Raw genomic sequence first — 16,655 nt, forward strand, 5'->3', positions numbered from 1 at the left:
AGACTTAAGTTTAACAGTTCTGCTGGATTACAGCTAACTCTTCGCTTCTTTCCAGCCACTCTGCTTCAATTTCAGGCAATCTCTCTTTGAGCATTGCATGTTCTGTTATTATCGCCGTTGGGTTTTCAGCGGTCATATAAAAATTTGGCTCAGCCATTATTTTTAAAAGCTCATCGATTCTTGCGCTATCTTCGTCCATCTGTTTTTCTAGATTAGCCAGTTGTTTACGCAAATCTTTAGTGATTGTGGACATTTTGTTTCGAGCCTCAGCTTCTGCTCGTTTCTGTTCTTTTGTTTTAGGTGCACCTCCACGTGACTGACCTGAACCATTTGCAAATTTATTTCCACCATTAGCTTTATCAGAGGAAGAAATCTTTCCTCCACCTGCAAGACCTTTGGCATGTTTTGGGTTCGCTGCATTAAAAGATTCACGTGCAACTTCTTCTTTAGCGTGTGCCAGCTCATCGTTATTCATCATTTCGTCTTGAGCGCTTTTAAAAAGATAGTAATCATAATCGCCGTTATAAACGTTGATTTGTCCATCTTTTACTTCTGCAATTTTATTGGCAACACTTCGTATCAAGTGGCGATCGTGAGTAATGAACAGAATGCTACCTTCAAATGAATTTAGTGCCTGTTCTAAAACGTCTACGCTGGCGATGTCAAGGTGATTTGTTGGCTCATCCAAACACAAAAGCGGCTTTGGTTCAACAAGCATCTTAGCAAGCGCTAGTCTACACTTTTCACCGCCAGACAAGACGCTAACTTTTTTGTCCACATCATCACCTTTAAACAAAAAAGCTCCAAGAAGCGAGCGAACTTGAGAAATTGTCCATCCAGGCGCTGTTTGATCTAACTCTTCAAAAACCGTGTTTCGAACATCAAGTTCATCTAATTGATGCTGGGCAAAATAGGTGTAGTCAACATGAATTCCATACTTTAACGTGCCGCTATCGGGCGTGATAGCTCCTGCGACCATCTTTAAAAGTGTAGATTTTCCAGCTCCATTCGGGCCAACAAGTGCAATCTTGTCACCTCTATACATCGTAAAATCAACGTCATCATAAACAACATGGTCACCAAAAGCTTTGTGAATAGAGCGCATTTTGACAACTTCATCACCGGTGCGCTGTGGTTGAACAAACTTGAAGTGAACCCTTTTCGGCTCCGGCGGGATCTCAATTCTGTTTTCGTATATTTTCTCGAGTTTACGCAAGCGATCCTGAGCCTGCTTAGCCTTCGAAGCTTTATATCTAAATTTACGAACAAAATCTTCCAGATGCGCAATTTCAGCATCTTGTTTGACTTTGTCTTCTTTTAGCTGCTCTATTCTAATTTCACGAAGCTTTAAATATTTAGAATAATTTCCCTCATAGCACTCCGATTTACCATTTGCAATCTCAACAACACGATTGACCACGTTATCCATAAAAGCACGATCATGAGAGACAACAATAACTGTTCCCGAATAGCCCTTCAAAAAAGACTCAAGCCAGCGCACACTTTCAAGATCAAGATGATTTGTTGGCTCGTCAAGCAGCAAAATTTTTGGTGCTTTAACAAGCAATTTCGAAAGGGCAATTCTCATTTGCCAGCCACCTGAGAATTCAGACGTTTTGCGCTTCATGTCTTCTTCTTTAAATCCAAGACCGAACAAAACAGCGCGCGCGTCGGCCTCTAAAGTGTAACCTCCAGCAAGCTCAAACTTTTCACGAACTTCGCCAAGACGAGCAACCAAAGAATCGTCTTGTGTTTTTGAAACTTCGTCTTCTAAAGCATGAAGCTCTCTCTCAAGAGAAATGAGCTCAGTCTGCGAAGAAATCACCTCATCGAAGACTTCGTTGTCTTCCATTTCAATTGCTTCCTGGCGAAGATAGCCAATATCAGCACCTTTTTCGACAATAACATCTCCATTGTCAGGGTGTTCTACCCCAGCAATAATGTTTAGAAGCGTGGTCTTTCCAGCGCCATTTACTCCGACAAGCGCCAGACGCTCGCCTGACTTGAGACGAAAAGTGACATCACGAAACAGCGACCCAAAGCCAAAGTCTTTTGATAAATGTTCTACTTGTAAAATCATGCTTTAATTTTAGCGCGCTCCGCCGAAGCCTCCTCCGCCGAAGCCTCCTCCGCCGCCACCAGAGAAGCCTCCACCACTAAAGCCACCGCCGTCAGACCAGTCACCGCCAGTGGCAGATGATATGGCGCTCGTGACTTCATTAAATGAAGTCTCCAGGCTCGAAATTCCATCAATAAACGATGCGCCTGTTTGATTAACTCCTGGAGAATACCAGAACCACCAAGGCATCACAGAAATGTCATTACTCTCACCGACAAAAATGTTCGGGTTAGCAATCTTTAGCTGCTCAATGGCTTGCTTAGCAACACCAAGGACATAGGCATAAACCATGAATTCGCCCCACACAGTTGTATCAAGTGCAGGACGCTCGCCCAATGCTGTGAAATCGCAAAGCCATTTCTTAAGCGCTTTAGTCTTCGCGTGGGCTTCGTTCGCCCGAATTGTGCGTCGAAGCATCAGGTGGCTAATTTTCTTGAAGATGATTCCAACCACAAACATTAAAATCACAGCGAAGATACCATAAACCACAAGATCCCCAGAAACAATGTCGGTATCCCAAAGGAAAATAAGGGCCAGAAGGATTAGGAACATAATTCCTGTAAGTATTCCCGAAACAGTGTTGAATACTGTTGAAATTTTTGTTCCTTTTTCCTCGAACAGTTGTGCTTTATCAACTTCTTTAGAAAGAACTCCTTGCCAATCACTAAGACATGATTCAGCATAAACCCCATTATCTTTTGCCATGTCAGAGATGTCGGAGAACAAAATCGAAGTGCCTTTATATATTTCAAATGGGTCTAAATCCCCAAGAACCGACACAGAGGAAATATTGCTCACCGACACTGATGGAGTTTCGGCTCTTGCATCGAATTGCCCTGCAGATTGCACAGATTCTGAAGACCCCGAATCATATAAATTATTCTGTGCGGACACAGAAGCCGAGGTACTTGACGAAGGCTTTCCCACGCCAACAGGAACTTCTTCAAAAAGAAAGCGCAATGTTTCACGCTCTAATGCAGAAAGTTTTTTAGCCGTAGGGTTGCCAATAGAGATAACATAATCGTTCTTATTTCTCTTAGATTTATCATTGTGCGATAGCCCACAGTCTTCAATCTTAATAATCCCTCGTGCATGAAGATGCATTATTGCTGCGATTAAATCAGATTGCTTCTCTTTTCCCCAGTTCTCATTTCGAGAAATCACACAAGGGCTCCATTCGGGGTCTGGTACGTCGCGCCAATAATCGCCCTGAAACACAGGCTTGTGTTCCTTTCCATATTTAAAGAACAGGATCAAGAAAACAATTATGAGAACAATTGGCACTGCAATCAAAGCGCATAACAATGCCAAGTTTTTTGTGCGTTGAAAATTAGCGTCGTTTGCATATTTATCTTCTTCAGCAAGAATAGAAGAAAGCATTTCACGTCTTGGATTTGCCCCTTGATAGGCACTGTCATAGCTTGTTATCCAACTATTCGGAAAACAAACGCGAGTCTCAGCAAAAGATCCTGATGCCACCGAAGGAACGCTCATTTGAATGGACGTTTGATTGTTGTCGATGTGTCCATCTAGAGGCCCATGAGCCCATGCCCTAACATCTTGAGAAGGAATAACACCTTCAGGAACTGGCAAGTTCACCGTGCACGTGACATCGCTTGACTTCTTTTCCCACACATCAGAGACAAACTTCCAATAGAGCTCTGCAGTGTCTTTATAAACACTGACGGCGTTTTTATAAACATAATTTAGAGTGATTTCGTAGGTTCCAGATGAATAGCTAGAAAACACATAAACCGTGCCATCGCTATTATCGATAGTATATGCGGCAACGTCTGGCCCACCGGAATATCTCCATTCAGACACAAAGTCAACTTGTGGCAATTCTTCGGGGGCAAAGCCTGCTTCATCAACCCTCTTAACTGTCACTGAATCAATTTCAAAATCAGCATCACTGCCGAGAGGAACCATTAGAAGCGAAAAAACGCCATCGAATTCTACCTGGCGAGATTGTGTGACGTTCATGGAAGTGTCACTGTTGACAGTCGCAGTTATGTCTGTTTTTGTGAGCGAATAGTCTTTCGCAAAAGCAACTCTTTGCGGAACCAGAAAGACTACAAAAACAAACAAGGCAATTAAAAGCGTGGTTGGCCATAGCGCTCTTTTGTATTGAGAGTGCATAATTCTCACCTTAAAAACGAACGGATTTCTAGAATTGAACTTTTGGAGCAACCTCGGCACCCGACGCTGCATCAAAGCTTGGGCGTGCTTGAAAGCCAAACATTCCAGCAAAAATGTTGCCAGGGAATGTTTGCAAAGCGTTGTTGTACTTCATAACAACGTCGTTGTAGCTCTGACGCATGTAGCTGATTTTGTCCTCGGTGTTCGAAAGCTCGCTCTGAAGCTCGAGGAAGTTTGTGTTTGCCTTCAACTCTGGATAGGCTTCAGCAACAGCGAAAAGCGACTTTAATGTTCCTGTAAGGACATTATCTGCGGCCATTTTTTCCTCAGGCGTCGATGCGTTTGCAACAGCAGAACGAGCCTCTGTGACTTTCTGGAAAGTTTCTGACTCATGTTTTGCATAGCCTTTAACCGTTTCGACAATGTTTGGGATCAAATCAAGACGACGCTGAAGTTGTACATCTATTTGCGCCCATGCGTTGTCGCAAAGATTGCGGAGTTTTACAAAGTTGTTGTACATCGAAATAAGCAGCAAGGCTAGTGCCACAATAACAACGATGACTACGATAATGATGGTCATGTGTCCTCCTTAAATAATTTAAAAACTTTAAAACAATTATATAAGGGCACTAGTTTTAGCAGAAGTGACATATGTCAAGTGTTTCTCTTTTGGAACATAAAAATTACACATGTGAGTTTAGGAAAACATACATAAGGCACTTTTCCTGTTAAATGAAAGTATTTTTTTAGAAAACAGGACGGTAATAATGGATAAACAAGAGGGATTTCGATAAAAGATGCAGTTCAGATTCGCTTGCAATGTGAAGATAAAGGAGAGCTAAGACTATAGGAGGTAGTTTCTGAATGAATCTGACGAGCGCAATTCGCGGGAAAATCGAACGAGGAAAATTCTAGCGTACTTTGCGTACGTGAATTTTTCGAGTTGAAGATTTTTCGCTCGGCAATCGAGACGGACTTCAACGAGCAATCATAAAATGGCGTTCAAACAAAACCAAGCAAAAATGACATATACGATAGTTTCTGAATGAATCTGACGAGCGCAATTCGCGGGAAAATCGAACGAGGAAAATTCTAGCGTACTTGGCGTACGTGAATTTTTCGAGTTGAAGATTTTCGCGCGAAGTGCGCCGTCAGATTCATTCAGATGGTGGTCGCTACTGGGTTTGAACCAGTGACCCCCGCCGTGTGAAGGCGATGCTCTCCCGCTGAGCCAAGCGACCACAATAAATAACAAGAAAACATTATAGCAGTAAAGAAGGGCGTCATTTCAACGCCCATCTTTTAAGGATTATGATGTTCAAATTTTGTGTGATGGCTTAAACTGCCTTGTTGCCACGCTCTCCTGTCCTAATTCTCACAACCTCGTCAACTGGTGTGACAAAAATCTTCCCGTCTCCAACATTGCCAGTTCTTGCGGTTTCGCAAATGATGTCGACTATTTCATCCACGCGTTCTTCTTCAGTAATAATCTCGAAACGAATCTTAGGAATCGTGTTAAGCATCACCTCAGTTCCTCGGTAATACTCTTTCCATCCATGCTGAGTGCCACAACCCATCACTTGCGAAATTGTCATGCCATTAACTTTGGCGGCCGATAGCGCCTCTTTTAACGCTTCAAGCTTTTCGGGTCTAACTATTGCTGAAATTCTTTTCATGATTTGCTCCTTTCAACTCTAATCAAGACCGATGTAGGCTGGGTAAGCCGACTCGCCATGCACCGAAACATCGAGGCCAAGTGCTTCCTCTTCCTCAGAAACACGAAGGTCCCCTTTAAAGATAGCCTTAATAACAAGACCGATAATAACATCTGCTACAGCGACAAAGACAATTGTAACTAGAATGCCGAGAATTTGACTTAACAGCAAGCTTGGATCGCCAGTGTAAATTAAACCTCCTTTGTCGGTCCAGCTGAGATCTGGGACGCAGAAAACGCCTGTTAAAATGCCGCCGATAATTCCGCCGACCGAATGGCAACCAAAAGCATCAAGTGCGTCGTCGTAACCAATCTTGGCCTTTAAGAAAGAAACAGCAAAGTAGCAAATTGGAGCAACAATGATGCCCATTAGAACAGCTGCCCATGGCTCCACAAAACCAGCAGCAGGTGTAATTGCCACCAGACCAGCCACAAGACCAGTTGCAGCACCAACTAACGTCGGTTTTCCATTTCGAACACGCTCAACAGTCATCCATGCAACAAGACCTGCTCCAGAAGCAACAACAGTGTTGAGAACAGCTAGTGCTGCAACACCATCCGCAGCAAACTGGCTTCCTCCATTAAAACCGAACCAGCCAAACCACAGAAGTGTTGCGCCAAGGGCTACAAATGGAACGTTGTGAGGTCTGTAGCTCATAACTCCAAAACCCTTGCGCTTCCCCAGCAAAAGAGCCAAGATCAAACCTGTGAGACCCGATGAAATGTGGACAACATCACCACCTGCAAAGTCAAGCGCGCCAATTGTGTCACCAATGAAGCTGCCATCTCCACCCCACGCCATGTGAGCCAGTGGTGGATACACAACAATTGTCCAAACGGCAACAAAAGCACAAATTGCACCAAACTTCATTCTTCCTGCAAGAGCGCCTGTGATGATTGCAGTTGTAATCATGCAAAACGCCATTTGGAAAAAAACATCTACTAACGCAGGATAGGTCTCATGCGACAGTGCACTTGCATCCTCGTTTATGAGGTTGCCAACCAAACCAAACAGCCCAATTTGGTCAAATCCGCCAAAGAATGGAATCGAGCCATCCCCCCCATAGGCAAAAGACCAGCCAAACATGGTCCAAGTGAGAGCTACAATTCCAAGCACTCCAAAACACATAATCATCGTGTTGACGACATTCTTGCGGCGCGAAAGACCGCCATAAAAAAACGCCAACCCCGGCGTCATGAGCAGCACGAGCATCGCACAAACAATCATGAATCCAGTGTTACCAGAATCAAACATCATTTCCTCCCATCCCTAAGTTTTTCCATTGAATAACTCCGATTATGAAACTGATGAATTTAGACACTGGACTACAAACTGAATTTAATAGAGAGTTAAACACTTGGCAATTAAACAGAAACAGCATCGAAACTGACTTGAAATAATCCCAGTGTAAACATGTTTTTTAATGTCACAAGACGTAGTGTTTAAATAATGCATTACACCTTTACCTCGGTGCCGCAAGCAAAACTGAACTCTATATTAGTCATGCATACTATCGAGCAAAGCGAAACAACCGCGCCACAAAAACAAAGCATGAAACGCAGGTTAAAGCAAAGAAAGAGACTATAAACCTCTACCAAATGCGTTCAAGAAAGCCAAGTTGCTGCTGAGAATAGATTCTAAATTTTCCTGATGCGATGAGAGATATTCCAACAACGAGTAGGAAAAATTCAGGGGTTACAAAACCAAACAATTCAACTGCAAGCAGAAGCGAAGCTAGAGGACACTTCGTTATTCCGCAAAACATACCAATCATGCCAAGCGCAGCAAAAACAACAACGTCAACAGAAAATATTTGAGCGTAAAAGTTACCAAAAGTAGCTCCCACAAACAGAGCAGGAATAATTTCTCCCCCCTGGAATCCGCCACCTAGGCTAATGCATGTAAACAGCAACTTCAAAACACAAACATACCAAGCAAGTCTCAAAGATGCGTTAGTTAAACAAGCTAGGATTGTCTCAGTCCCAGCGCCATTGTAGGTTTGATCTCCAACAAGATAGGTTCCTGCAATGATGATTAGCGATGACCACAGAATCGGAAGAATTTTGCTCTTAGACAGCTTTTTGTAGAGAACTTTCGTGTATTTAATGCTCTGAGAAAAAATAACGGAAGCAGCAGCGCAACACAATCCAAAAAAGCAAACTATGCCAGTCGTTTCTAGGTTAAAAGGAAGAGAGGTGTTCAATTCGGCGATTAAAAAAGGAACGTTTAAAAAGCCTGCAATTACTCTGGCAATCAATGCTGAAATTGCTGCAGGCAAAATAGCTTGAGGCGTGCTCACTCTGCCTTTTTCTATTTCTAGGGCAAAAACGCAAGCTGCCATCGGTGTTCCAAAAAGAGCAGAGAAAGCCGCACTCATGCCTGAGATGATAATGATTGGAGAATCAGAATCTGGGACCTTAAACAACCGGCCGATGGTACTTCCAAAAGAACCACCAATTTGCAACGCTGCTGCCTCCCTGCCGATGCTAGCACCAAAGAACTGGGAAACTAAGGTCGAAACAAAAATCAAAGGTGTCATGACCCATCGAACATATTTCTTCTCATGCATTCTCTCGATAACGAGATTAGTTCCACCAGGGTTATCCACCTTCGCAGCGTGATGAATTGCCAAAATGAAAAGCCCACCAAAAGGAAGAAGCAATACAAGCCACTGGCGAGTTGCGCGAAACGAATTACACCAAAAAAGGGCGAGCGCAAACAGGGAAACCAGCAGCCCTACTGCCAGCCCAATTACGATTGAAACAAGCCCAATTTTGACAATCTTTAAAAACCTCTCCACAGCAAAACATTATATTGCTAGGCATGCCTCTCAAACATGACTAAAAAGAAAGCGAAGAACCTCTGTGCACATTGAAAAAAGGAAGGATTAACGCAGGTCTAAAAAGAGAACGATCTCATCTGCTGAGCGAACGTGTCAAAAAACAATGAAAGTAATGAGAAAACCTCAGTAATGCCCAAATAAAAATACAATCAAGGTGAAAATTCTCTTAAAAATTTGCAATTCAAAGCATTAACTAGCGTTATTTGAATCGAAAAAACTACATAAATGCGTAAAGCAACGAGAACTTAGATGTTTTTAAATCGCAGCAACTAAAACGTGCAAAAGCAACTAGGAAGTGTGTCTCCAGTGAGAGTCTGTTAGTGCTCGAGCGAGAACTAACCCAAACGGCAAGCAAACGATAACCATAACTCCGTGAATTAGCCAAGAGAAAGCTTCTCCTGTTTCGAACTGCGCCATAAAGAACATAGCTTTATAAAGATAGAGCCCTGGCACCATGATTACAACTGAGGGAACAGTGATGGCAGTGCGTGGATACCTCGTTTTTTGCCAAACTAAACTAGCAAGAATACCTGCGGTAAATGCCCCAACAAAAGCTCCTATTTCAGGTGCGAATCCAAAGTATTTTACGAGTTCCAGATTTAGAGTGTCAGATATTCCGCCCATAACGCCTGCAGTAAATGCAACTTTAACGGGAGAGTTAAACATTATCGAAAATCCAAAGACACCAACGAAAGCCGCAACTAATCGCAAACCGCACATTCCAATCTCAGGGATGTCAAGTGGCAGAAAATCTCCAGGTTTTAATTGCAAGAAGACCGCAAGCATCCACCCGACGAGAGTTGCAAGCAAAATTGTGAGCGATGCATAAACTAGGCGCTCAATTCCGCTTCGCATGTCAAACAAATACATGTCTAGCGCGGCAGTAATCAGAGGAAATCCAGGGATAACGAACAGCATAGCGCCAATGTATCCCATTTGATGCATCAACGCGTCGGGAACAAAAAGACTAATGAAACACAACGAAAGGAAATATGCGAGACAAGAACATGCAACTCCAAGACCAACTGCCAGCAACTGATTAATTCTGTTAGCAAGAAGGAGTCTCCTTACAATTTGTCCGATTCCAGCTCCAACAAAAGCACAAATCATCTCTATGAGTCCTCCGCCCAGCAAAAAAGTAAATGCGCCGCAAGCAGCTGCCGAAGCAAGGCCACTAACATAGGGATTGTAAAGAGCTTTCTTGTTCCTGGCCTCATCCATTCGAAGATGATAGTTGGTAACAGAGATGTCATATCCATGGTCGTCGATCTCAACGAGAAATTTATCAAGATCAAGAACGAGATTGGTGTTAACACCACTTTCTGGAATTACAACAGTTTGTGAAATCTGTTCTGCGCCCTCTCGCACAGTACACTCAATGTCGGTGAGTCCAATCGACACAGTAGCCGTGACATTCAAGGCGCGGGCAGTTCTGTTTACAGCATCTCGAACACGCCATCCACCAGAACCACTTTTAAGGAACAAAGCCGCCATGCGACAAATAATGGAAGTTTTTTCGTGAAGAGTTGCATGACCTGCTGGGACATTCCTGTCGGTTTCGATTTCTTCATGCCAAGCAACAGGCATATGATGATTTGTGCCAACAGGTTTTACTTTGTTCATTCTTTTCCTAAAACTCCTAGTATCAGGTTACTTCTGTTTTTTCAACTCTGCGTAATAATTTAGCACACACTCTGGCACAAGTTTAGAAATGTCGGCATCGAGTTCGTGTAACTCTCTCACAACCGAGCTTGAAACATACATATACTCAGGTGCACTCATGATATAGACATTCTCGAGATTTGGATCAATTTGGTGGTTTAATGCACCCTGCTGAAACTCATATTCAAAATCAGTAATCGCGCGCAGTCCCTTAACAATAACTTCAGCGTTATTGTCTTTAGCAAATTTAACGAGCATATTCGTAAATGGCTTAACTGAAACGTTGTCCATGTCGCCAACGGCTTCACTAACAAGTTTCACTCTCGTGTCAATGTCAAACTTAGGATGCTTGTTTTTAGATGCAGCAACACCAACAATCACGTCGGAAAAAAGCAGAGACGCGCGTTTAATAATGTCAAGATGACCAAGCGTAATGGGGTCAAACGTGCCTGGCACGATTGCAATTTGTCGCACAATTTCTCCTTAGTAATAACGATAATATGCCGCACAGCTTCCTTCAGAAGAAACCATACATGGCCCAACTGGGTTTTCTGGAGTGCAAACCTTGCGGAATAATGGGCACTCTTTTGGAGATATTACACCTCTTAAAACATCACCGCAACGACAACCTTTCGGTTCCACAGTTGGCTCAACTTCTAGGCCAAATCTGCTCCATGCGTCAAATTCTTTATATTCATCACGAATTCTGTAGCCGCTGCCAGCTATTTCCCCAATTCCACGCCACTCGGCATCGCATGTTTCAAACACATTAGCAATTGCCTCCTTGGCAGCAACATTACCTTTGGACTCGACAGCTCTTGCATATGCATTCTCGATTCTTGCCTCACCATCAGAAATCTGACACATTAACATCTCTACGCCTCGAAGAATGTCAACAGGTTCAAAACCTGTTACCACACCTGGAATGTGATATTTTTGCGCCAGAAACTCATAGGGTTTCGTGCCGATAATGACTGACACATGGCCTGGTAAAATCAAGCCATCAACTTTAACTTGAGGGTCATTGACGATAGTTTCCAATGCGCCTGGCATGTTTTTGTGGGCCACGAAAACTGAGAAATTATTAAGCCCCATCGATTTTGCTCGAAGAACAGTAGAAGCTATCAAAGGGGTTGTAGTCTCAAAACCAACTCCAACAAATATCACCTGTTTATCAGGCGACTCCACAGCAACATTCAGAGCGTCAAGCGGTGAATAGACGATTCGAATGTCTGCACCTCGTGCCTGCTCTTTTAGCAGACTCGAAGTCGACCCTGGCACACGCGTCATGTCCCCAAAAGTCGTTATGACAATATCAGGCATTTTAGTGAGAGCAATAACCTTGTCTATGTCTACATTTGCAGTAACGCAAACAGGACAACCTGGACCTGATATCAAATGAATGTTTGACGGAATAATTGATTTAATTCCTGCGCGCGCAATCGAGACCGTGTGAGTTCCGCAGACCTCCATTAAGTTGACATCTCTGTCAACATTGTGGTTCTCTATCGCTTTTATTAGCGTTTTTGCAAGGTCTGGATTGCGGAAACCTTCCAAAATGCTTGGCACTGGCTCCATTAACAAATCTCCGAAAACTCAGGCATTTCTTTTATTAAATCGAGGGTCTGCTGTGCAATTACCTCATCAACAATTTCAATCGAGAAACCAGCGTGAACAAGAACATAATCATCAACTTTAACATCTGGCGTTAAGTCGCAAGAAACGCGTCGTCTTGTTCCCAAGATGTTGACATTGGCGATGTTGCCTTCCTCTAATGATTCAACTTTTGCTGGAATTGCCAAGCACATGTCTACTCTTCGACCGCCTTCGCTCTATGTCGTGCACAGTTAACTATTGCTTGCCCATATGATACCCCACCGTCGTTAGGTGACAGGTCTCTGTTCAGAATAACGTCAAAGCCATCGCTCTCTAGGGCAGCCACACTACTTTCGCACAAATAACGATTCATCCATACGCCGCCAGCCAAAACGCACTTTTTAATGCCATAAATTTGGTAGGTAATTTGCGCAATCAGTCTAACTAGCTTCACTATTGCATCATGGAATCGTCTCGCAATAACCGCTTTGTCAACATTATTTCTAATGTCTTCAAGAATCGCGGCGACCACTTTTTTGGGATCAATTACAAACATAGAAGTGTCTAGAGCTGTTGAGTGTTCAGTAGCGGAATTCTTTTGCACTTCAAATGCATATCGCACATCATCCGAATCATAATCATCAAACTCGAAGTTAAACATGGCTGCCTCAAGCTCAATGGCAGCCTCGCCCTCATATGTAGGCTGAACGCAAATCCCTAACAGTGCAGCAACAGCATCAAATAATCTTCCCACTGAAGAAGTGTAGGGAGTGTTGGTGCTAGACTCAATGAGCGATTCACACGCTTTCGCCTCATCTCCCATCTCACTCACGAACTCTCTTGCCTCATCAAGAAGATCGCAAGAATAAAGCAAGCCATATGCAGTGCGAGTTGGTTTTTTGACTGCCCCTGCCCCACTAGGTAGCGGAAAATAGGCAAAATTAGCAACTCTTTCATAGGTCTCAAGGTTTGAAAGAAGAACTTCGCCACCCCAAATGCAACCATCTGCACCAAAACCTGTTCCGTCAAAAGAAAAACCGATGGTTGCTTCATCAATTCCATTTTCAGCCATTGCTGAAACTATGTGCGCATGATGATGATAGACTTCATCGAACCCAAGCGGTTCCTCTGCTTCAATTACATGTTTTTTCGCCCATTTGCTTGTCAAATATTCAGGATGTTTGTCACACACAATTGCGCAATGATCACTCAAATCAAACAAATTCTCAAACCGAGATTTCGTCTCAAACCAAGCGTCAGAAACATCAACATCTCCAACGTCGCCATTGTGTTGCGAAACAAAAGCATGCTGCTTGCGCACAAAAGTGAATGTGTTTTTTTGCTCAGGGCCAGTTGCAAAAGTTTCAAAATCATTTTCAAAAGGAACGCTCAAAGGACGAGGTGCATATCCCCTAGCACGTCGAATCATTTGTACTGCTGACTCATCGTTTCCAAAATCAAGAACACGCACAACCGAATCATCAAAACGCGTGAGTATCTCTCGGTCATTTCCAAGAATTGCATCTGCTATCCCCAAAAACTTTGTTTTTGCCACATCATCGTCTGTGACAATTGGCTCATCATGCAAATTGCCCGAAGTCATAACAAGAACTGCAGAATCATCATTAGAAACTTTTTCGAATGATTCAAGCAAAAGCGCTTGAACGGGAGTGTATGGAAGCATCACACCAAGTTCTGGCAAATCTCCAGAGAGAGCATCTGGAAGATTAAAACATGCAGTGCACCTACTTGCTGAAAAATCTTCATTGGAACATTTTGCTGCAGAAGTGTCAGAGCAATTATCGTCTGACTCGAAGGCATCGTTTATTGATGCGTGAGTAATCTTGTGAGTCAGGTAACTGTCACCGCAACTGCGAGAGTTCTGCGAGATAGAACTGAGTTTTTTTAAAAGAACGATAGGTTTTTCAGGAGAATCCAAAATGCTTGCTTCTGCGTCGCTTACATTGCAAAAACCCCTCACAACATCTACGCTTTTCATCATGACCGCAAACGCTTTGTTGTCGCGGTGCTTGCGAGCACGCAGCTTGTTTAATGCCTCTGGATTTTTCCCGTCACAAACGAGATGAAAACCGCCAAGACCTTTTACTGCAAGAATCTCACCATCTTTCAGACGCCGTGCACATTCCGAAAAAATAGCATCTGAAATTTCGAGATTCGTTCCCTCTTTAATGGAACAAAAATCGTCAAGATAAACATGGGGACCACACTCAAAACAGGCATTTGGCTGCGCGTGAAAACGCCTGTTTGCAGGATCTCTATATTCGATTTCGCAAGCTTCACACATCGGGAACTTCTTCATCGAAGTCTTAGGGCGATCGTAGGGAAGCTCATCAATAATCGTAAAACGAGGACCGCAATTTGTGCAGTTAATAAATGGGTAGTGATAACGCCTGTCATTTTTATCAAAAAGTTCTCGCATGCAGTCGGTGCACATTGCAATGTCGGGAGAAACAAGAGTTTTTTCGTTTACGCAATCCTCGTCTGACATGCGAATCTCAAAACCCTCAAAGTGTTGCAATGGAATGTCTTCAATGCTAATTTCTTTCACGCTAGATGCAGCAGGAGCATTTTCAGAAAGCGCCATAATAAAAGAGGCAACGTTTTTTTCTTCCCCTTCACCTTCAACATGCACGCCATCGGAGGCATTGAGCACCCAGCCTGAAATCAAATGCTTCTTTGCTTCACGATAAACAAAGGGTCTGAATCCGACCCCTTGTACAATGCCTTTTATGTGTAATCTAACGCAACGATTCAAAACTATTTCGCCTGCTTTTCTATAATCATGTCATCAATCACGTCTCGAACAATGTGATTCAAAAGACGAATTGCAACACCTGAATTATTTGGGAGATGAATGTGTAGCGCTCTGCGTCCTCTCTCACTCAAGATTTGCATGTCGCCAATCGCTTGGGCGTGTGCTAAAGTTCCAAGAGTTGGAGCTTTCGCATGATCGCCAAGCTCAATGTCTTTTAGCTCACTAGCTGAAACAATTAAAAACACGCCGTTGTTAGGGCCACCTTTTTGCAACTGACCAGTGCTGTGTAAAAATCTTGGACCAATTTCAAGGCAAGACATAACTCCAAATGCATGAGCCACACTTGAGCGAATTTTATCGAGAGCCTCACGACGTCCTTCTCCAGTAAATGGCAAAAAGGCATTTACACTGAAATAGTCGCCAGGTTCTATTGACTCAAAAAGAGCGCGAATTGATTCATGCAATGTGTCACACTCAGGAATTGCATCACTTGCAAACACAAGAGCTTCGCCCATGTACGCCTCTTCTGCATAGCTAACTTTTCTTCCGCGATCAAGGTTTCCTTCTTCCAAAACCTTTAAAGTAGCAGCTTTTGCAGAAGCAACATCTGGCTGGTCAAACGGACAGATTTTCATAAGCCATCCACACATTGCAATTGCATATTCCCAAATTACAAAATGTTGTGCAAGCTCGTAAACACTAGAAATGCTGAATTTCTTAACAGGAATGTTTTCATCAATATATTTCAAAGACAACTCAAAGGAAGCCTTTTCATCCCAAAAGTCAGTCTCAGTTTCGTACATAATTGCAGTTCTGTCGCCGGTGTCTTTTGAGAGAAGAAGCGAGTCAATTTCAATGTTAGGCGTGACGCCTTTTCCATTCTTGCCTAATGACTCCGCAACGAGCTGTTCAATCCACAGGCCCAAAACACGACCACGTTTTGGTGTGAGAAACGAAAACTTGTTGCGACCACGCTCGTAGTTTTCAAAGAGAAACGCAGCAAGTTCAACAGCGGGATTTGAGGTCACATCTGCTCTGCATTGCTCTTCAGCGTCTGCTGCAAATTCAAGAAACTTAATGATGTCAATTCCAGTTAAGGCAGCAGGCACTAAGCCAAACACCGAAAGTGCGGAATAACGGCCTCCAACGCTTTCCTTCCCATAGAAAATCTTTCGCCAGCCTTCTTCTTGCGCCATTTTGTCAAGCGAAGAGCCAGGGTCAGTAATAGCAACGAGGTGGTTAGGCAATTCATCTCCCAAAATTGGCGCGAAAGCCTGTTTAATTGCAATTAAAAGCGAGTTTGGCTCGATGGTGCCACCACTCTTTGATGAGACGAGAAGAAGCGTCTCGAAAGGGTTAGTTGTTTCCAAAAATTCACGAACACGCACAGGTGAGACCGAGTCAATAATGCGAAACGTGACATTTCCACGATCTTGCTTGTCATATTTTGTGATTGTCATTGGAGCTTGCGTTGAGCCGCCTTGCCCAAGAAGTACAACTTTGTTCAAGCCGTCATTTCTCGCCTGTCTTGCGAAAGAAATGATAGAGCCTGGCGAAACAGGAGGCCTTGAGGCTAAATCGCGCCAACCCATAAACTGCGCGGCACATTCCATTGCGTCTTCAGAAAAGTCGTAGAGGCTTGCATCTCCTGCACCAATTCTTCTAGCTACGCTGTTTTCCACCAGCAGCTTTGACGCTGAATTATCGCTCATATAAAACTCCTTTAGCTAAAGTCATGATTATATCACGCTGGGACTTTCGCTGCACTTCGCTTGAGCTTGCGCAAACGCCAGCACGTGTGCCAGA

12 protein-coding genes and 1 tRNA gene are annotated in these 16,655 nt (G+C 43.4%); all 13 read right to left on the reverse strand.

Going from position 1 to position 16,655, the window contains the following annotated elements; translation table 11 throughout:
• Nucleotides 1–10 precede the first annotated feature (10 nt).
• The 13 genes from FXZ76_RS00075 to FXZ76_RS00135 all read right to left on the reverse strand — a co-directional run bounded on the left by FXZ76_RS00075 (nt 11) and on the right by FXZ76_RS00135 (nt 16,561).
• Complete coding sequence (locus FXZ76_RS00075; RefSeq protein ID WP_079535115.1) at nt 11–2,080, reverse strand: ABC-F family ATP-binding cassette domain-containing protein; 2,070 nt, start codon at nt 2,078–2,080, stop codon at nt 11–13.
• A 9-nt stretch (nt 2,081–2,089) separates the two neighbouring features.
• Nucleotides 2,090–4,207: a DUF2207 domain-containing protein gene (locus FXZ76_RS00080; RefSeq protein ID WP_157887262.1), complete on the reverse strand. Its 2,118-nt coding sequence runs from the start codon at nt 4,205–4,207 to the stop codon at nt 2,090–2,092.
• Nucleotides 4,208–4,286: 79 nt separating this feature from the next.
• Nucleotides 4,287–4,838 carry a LemA family protein gene (locus FXZ76_RS00085; protein ID WP_079535117.1) on the reverse strand — a complete coding sequence of 184 codons (552 nt, stop codon included), beginning with the start codon at nt 4,836–4,838 and terminating at the stop codon, nt 4,287–4,289.
• A 586-nt stretch (nt 4,839–5,424) separates the two neighbouring features.
• A tRNA-Val gene (locus FXZ76_RS00090) sits at nt 5,425–5,499 on the reverse strand.
• Between the two features lie 96 nt (nt 5,500–5,595).
• Nucleotides 5,596–5,934 carry a P-II family nitrogen regulator gene (locus tag FXZ76_RS00095; protein WP_079535118.1) on the reverse strand — a complete coding sequence of 113 codons (339 nt, stop codon included), beginning with the start codon at nt 5,932–5,934 and terminating at the stop codon, nt 5,596–5,598.
• Between the two features lie 18 nt (nt 5,935–5,952).
• Nucleotides 5,953–7,227, reverse strand: coding sequence for an ammonium transporter (locus tag FXZ76_RS00100; protein ID WP_079535119.1), 1,275 nt, complete (start codon nt 7,225–7,227; stop codon nt 5,953–5,955).
• A 337-nt stretch (nt 7,228–7,564) separates the two neighbouring features.
• Entirely contained in the window at nt 7,565–8,773 is a 1,209-nt protein-coding gene (locus tag FXZ76_RS00105) for a chloride channel protein (RefSeq protein ID WP_079535120.1), read from the reverse strand.
• A 330-nt stretch (nt 8,774–9,103) separates the two neighbouring features.
• The gene (locus tag FXZ76_RS00110) at nt 9,104–10,438 is read right to left on the reverse strand and encodes a threonine/serine exporter family protein (RefSeq protein WP_079535121.1); all 1,335 of its coding nucleotides are present in this window, start codon (nt 10,436–10,438) and stop codon (nt 9,104–9,106) included.
• 27 nt (nt 10,439–10,465) lie between these two features.
• Complete coding sequence (gene coaD / locus FXZ76_RS00115; protein ID WP_079535122.1) at nt 10,466–10,951, reverse strand: pantetheine-phosphate adenylyltransferase; 486 nt, start codon at nt 10,949–10,951, stop codon at nt 10,466–10,468.
• A 9-nt stretch (nt 10,952–10,960) separates the two neighbouring features.
• Nucleotides 10,961–12,055, reverse strand: coding sequence for a hydrogenase formation protein HypD (gene hypD / locus FXZ76_RS00120; RefSeq protein WP_079535123.1), 1,095 nt, complete (start codon nt 12,053–12,055; stop codon nt 10,961–10,963).
• Nucleotides 12,055–12,285, reverse strand: coding sequence for a HypC/HybG/HupF family hydrogenase formation chaperone (locus FXZ76_RS00125; protein WP_079535124.1), 231 nt, complete (start codon nt 12,283–12,285; stop codon nt 12,055–12,057). The genes hypD and FXZ76_RS00125 overlap by 1 nt, the downstream gene beginning before the upstream one ends.
• A 2-nt stretch (nt 12,286–12,287) precedes the next feature.
• Nucleotides 12,288–14,849 carry a carbamoyltransferase HypF gene (locus FXZ76_RS00130; protein ID WP_079535125.1) on the reverse strand — a complete coding sequence of 854 codons (2,562 nt, stop codon included), beginning with the start codon at nt 14,847–14,849 and terminating at the stop codon, nt 12,288–12,290.
• 2 nt (nt 14,850–14,851) lie between these two features.
• Nucleotides 14,852–16,561, reverse strand: a complete 1,710-nt coding sequence (locus FXZ76_RS00135; protein ID WP_079535126.1) for a glucose-6-phosphate isomerase — start codon at nt 16,559–16,561, stop codon at nt 14,852–14,854.
• Between the last annotated feature and the right edge of the window lie 94 nt (nt 16,562–16,655).

Source organism: Phoenicibacter congonensis, assembly GCF_902386915.1.
GTDB lineage: Bacteria > Actinomycetota > Coriobacteriia > Coriobacteriales > Eggerthellaceae > Phoenicibacter > Phoenicibacter congonensis.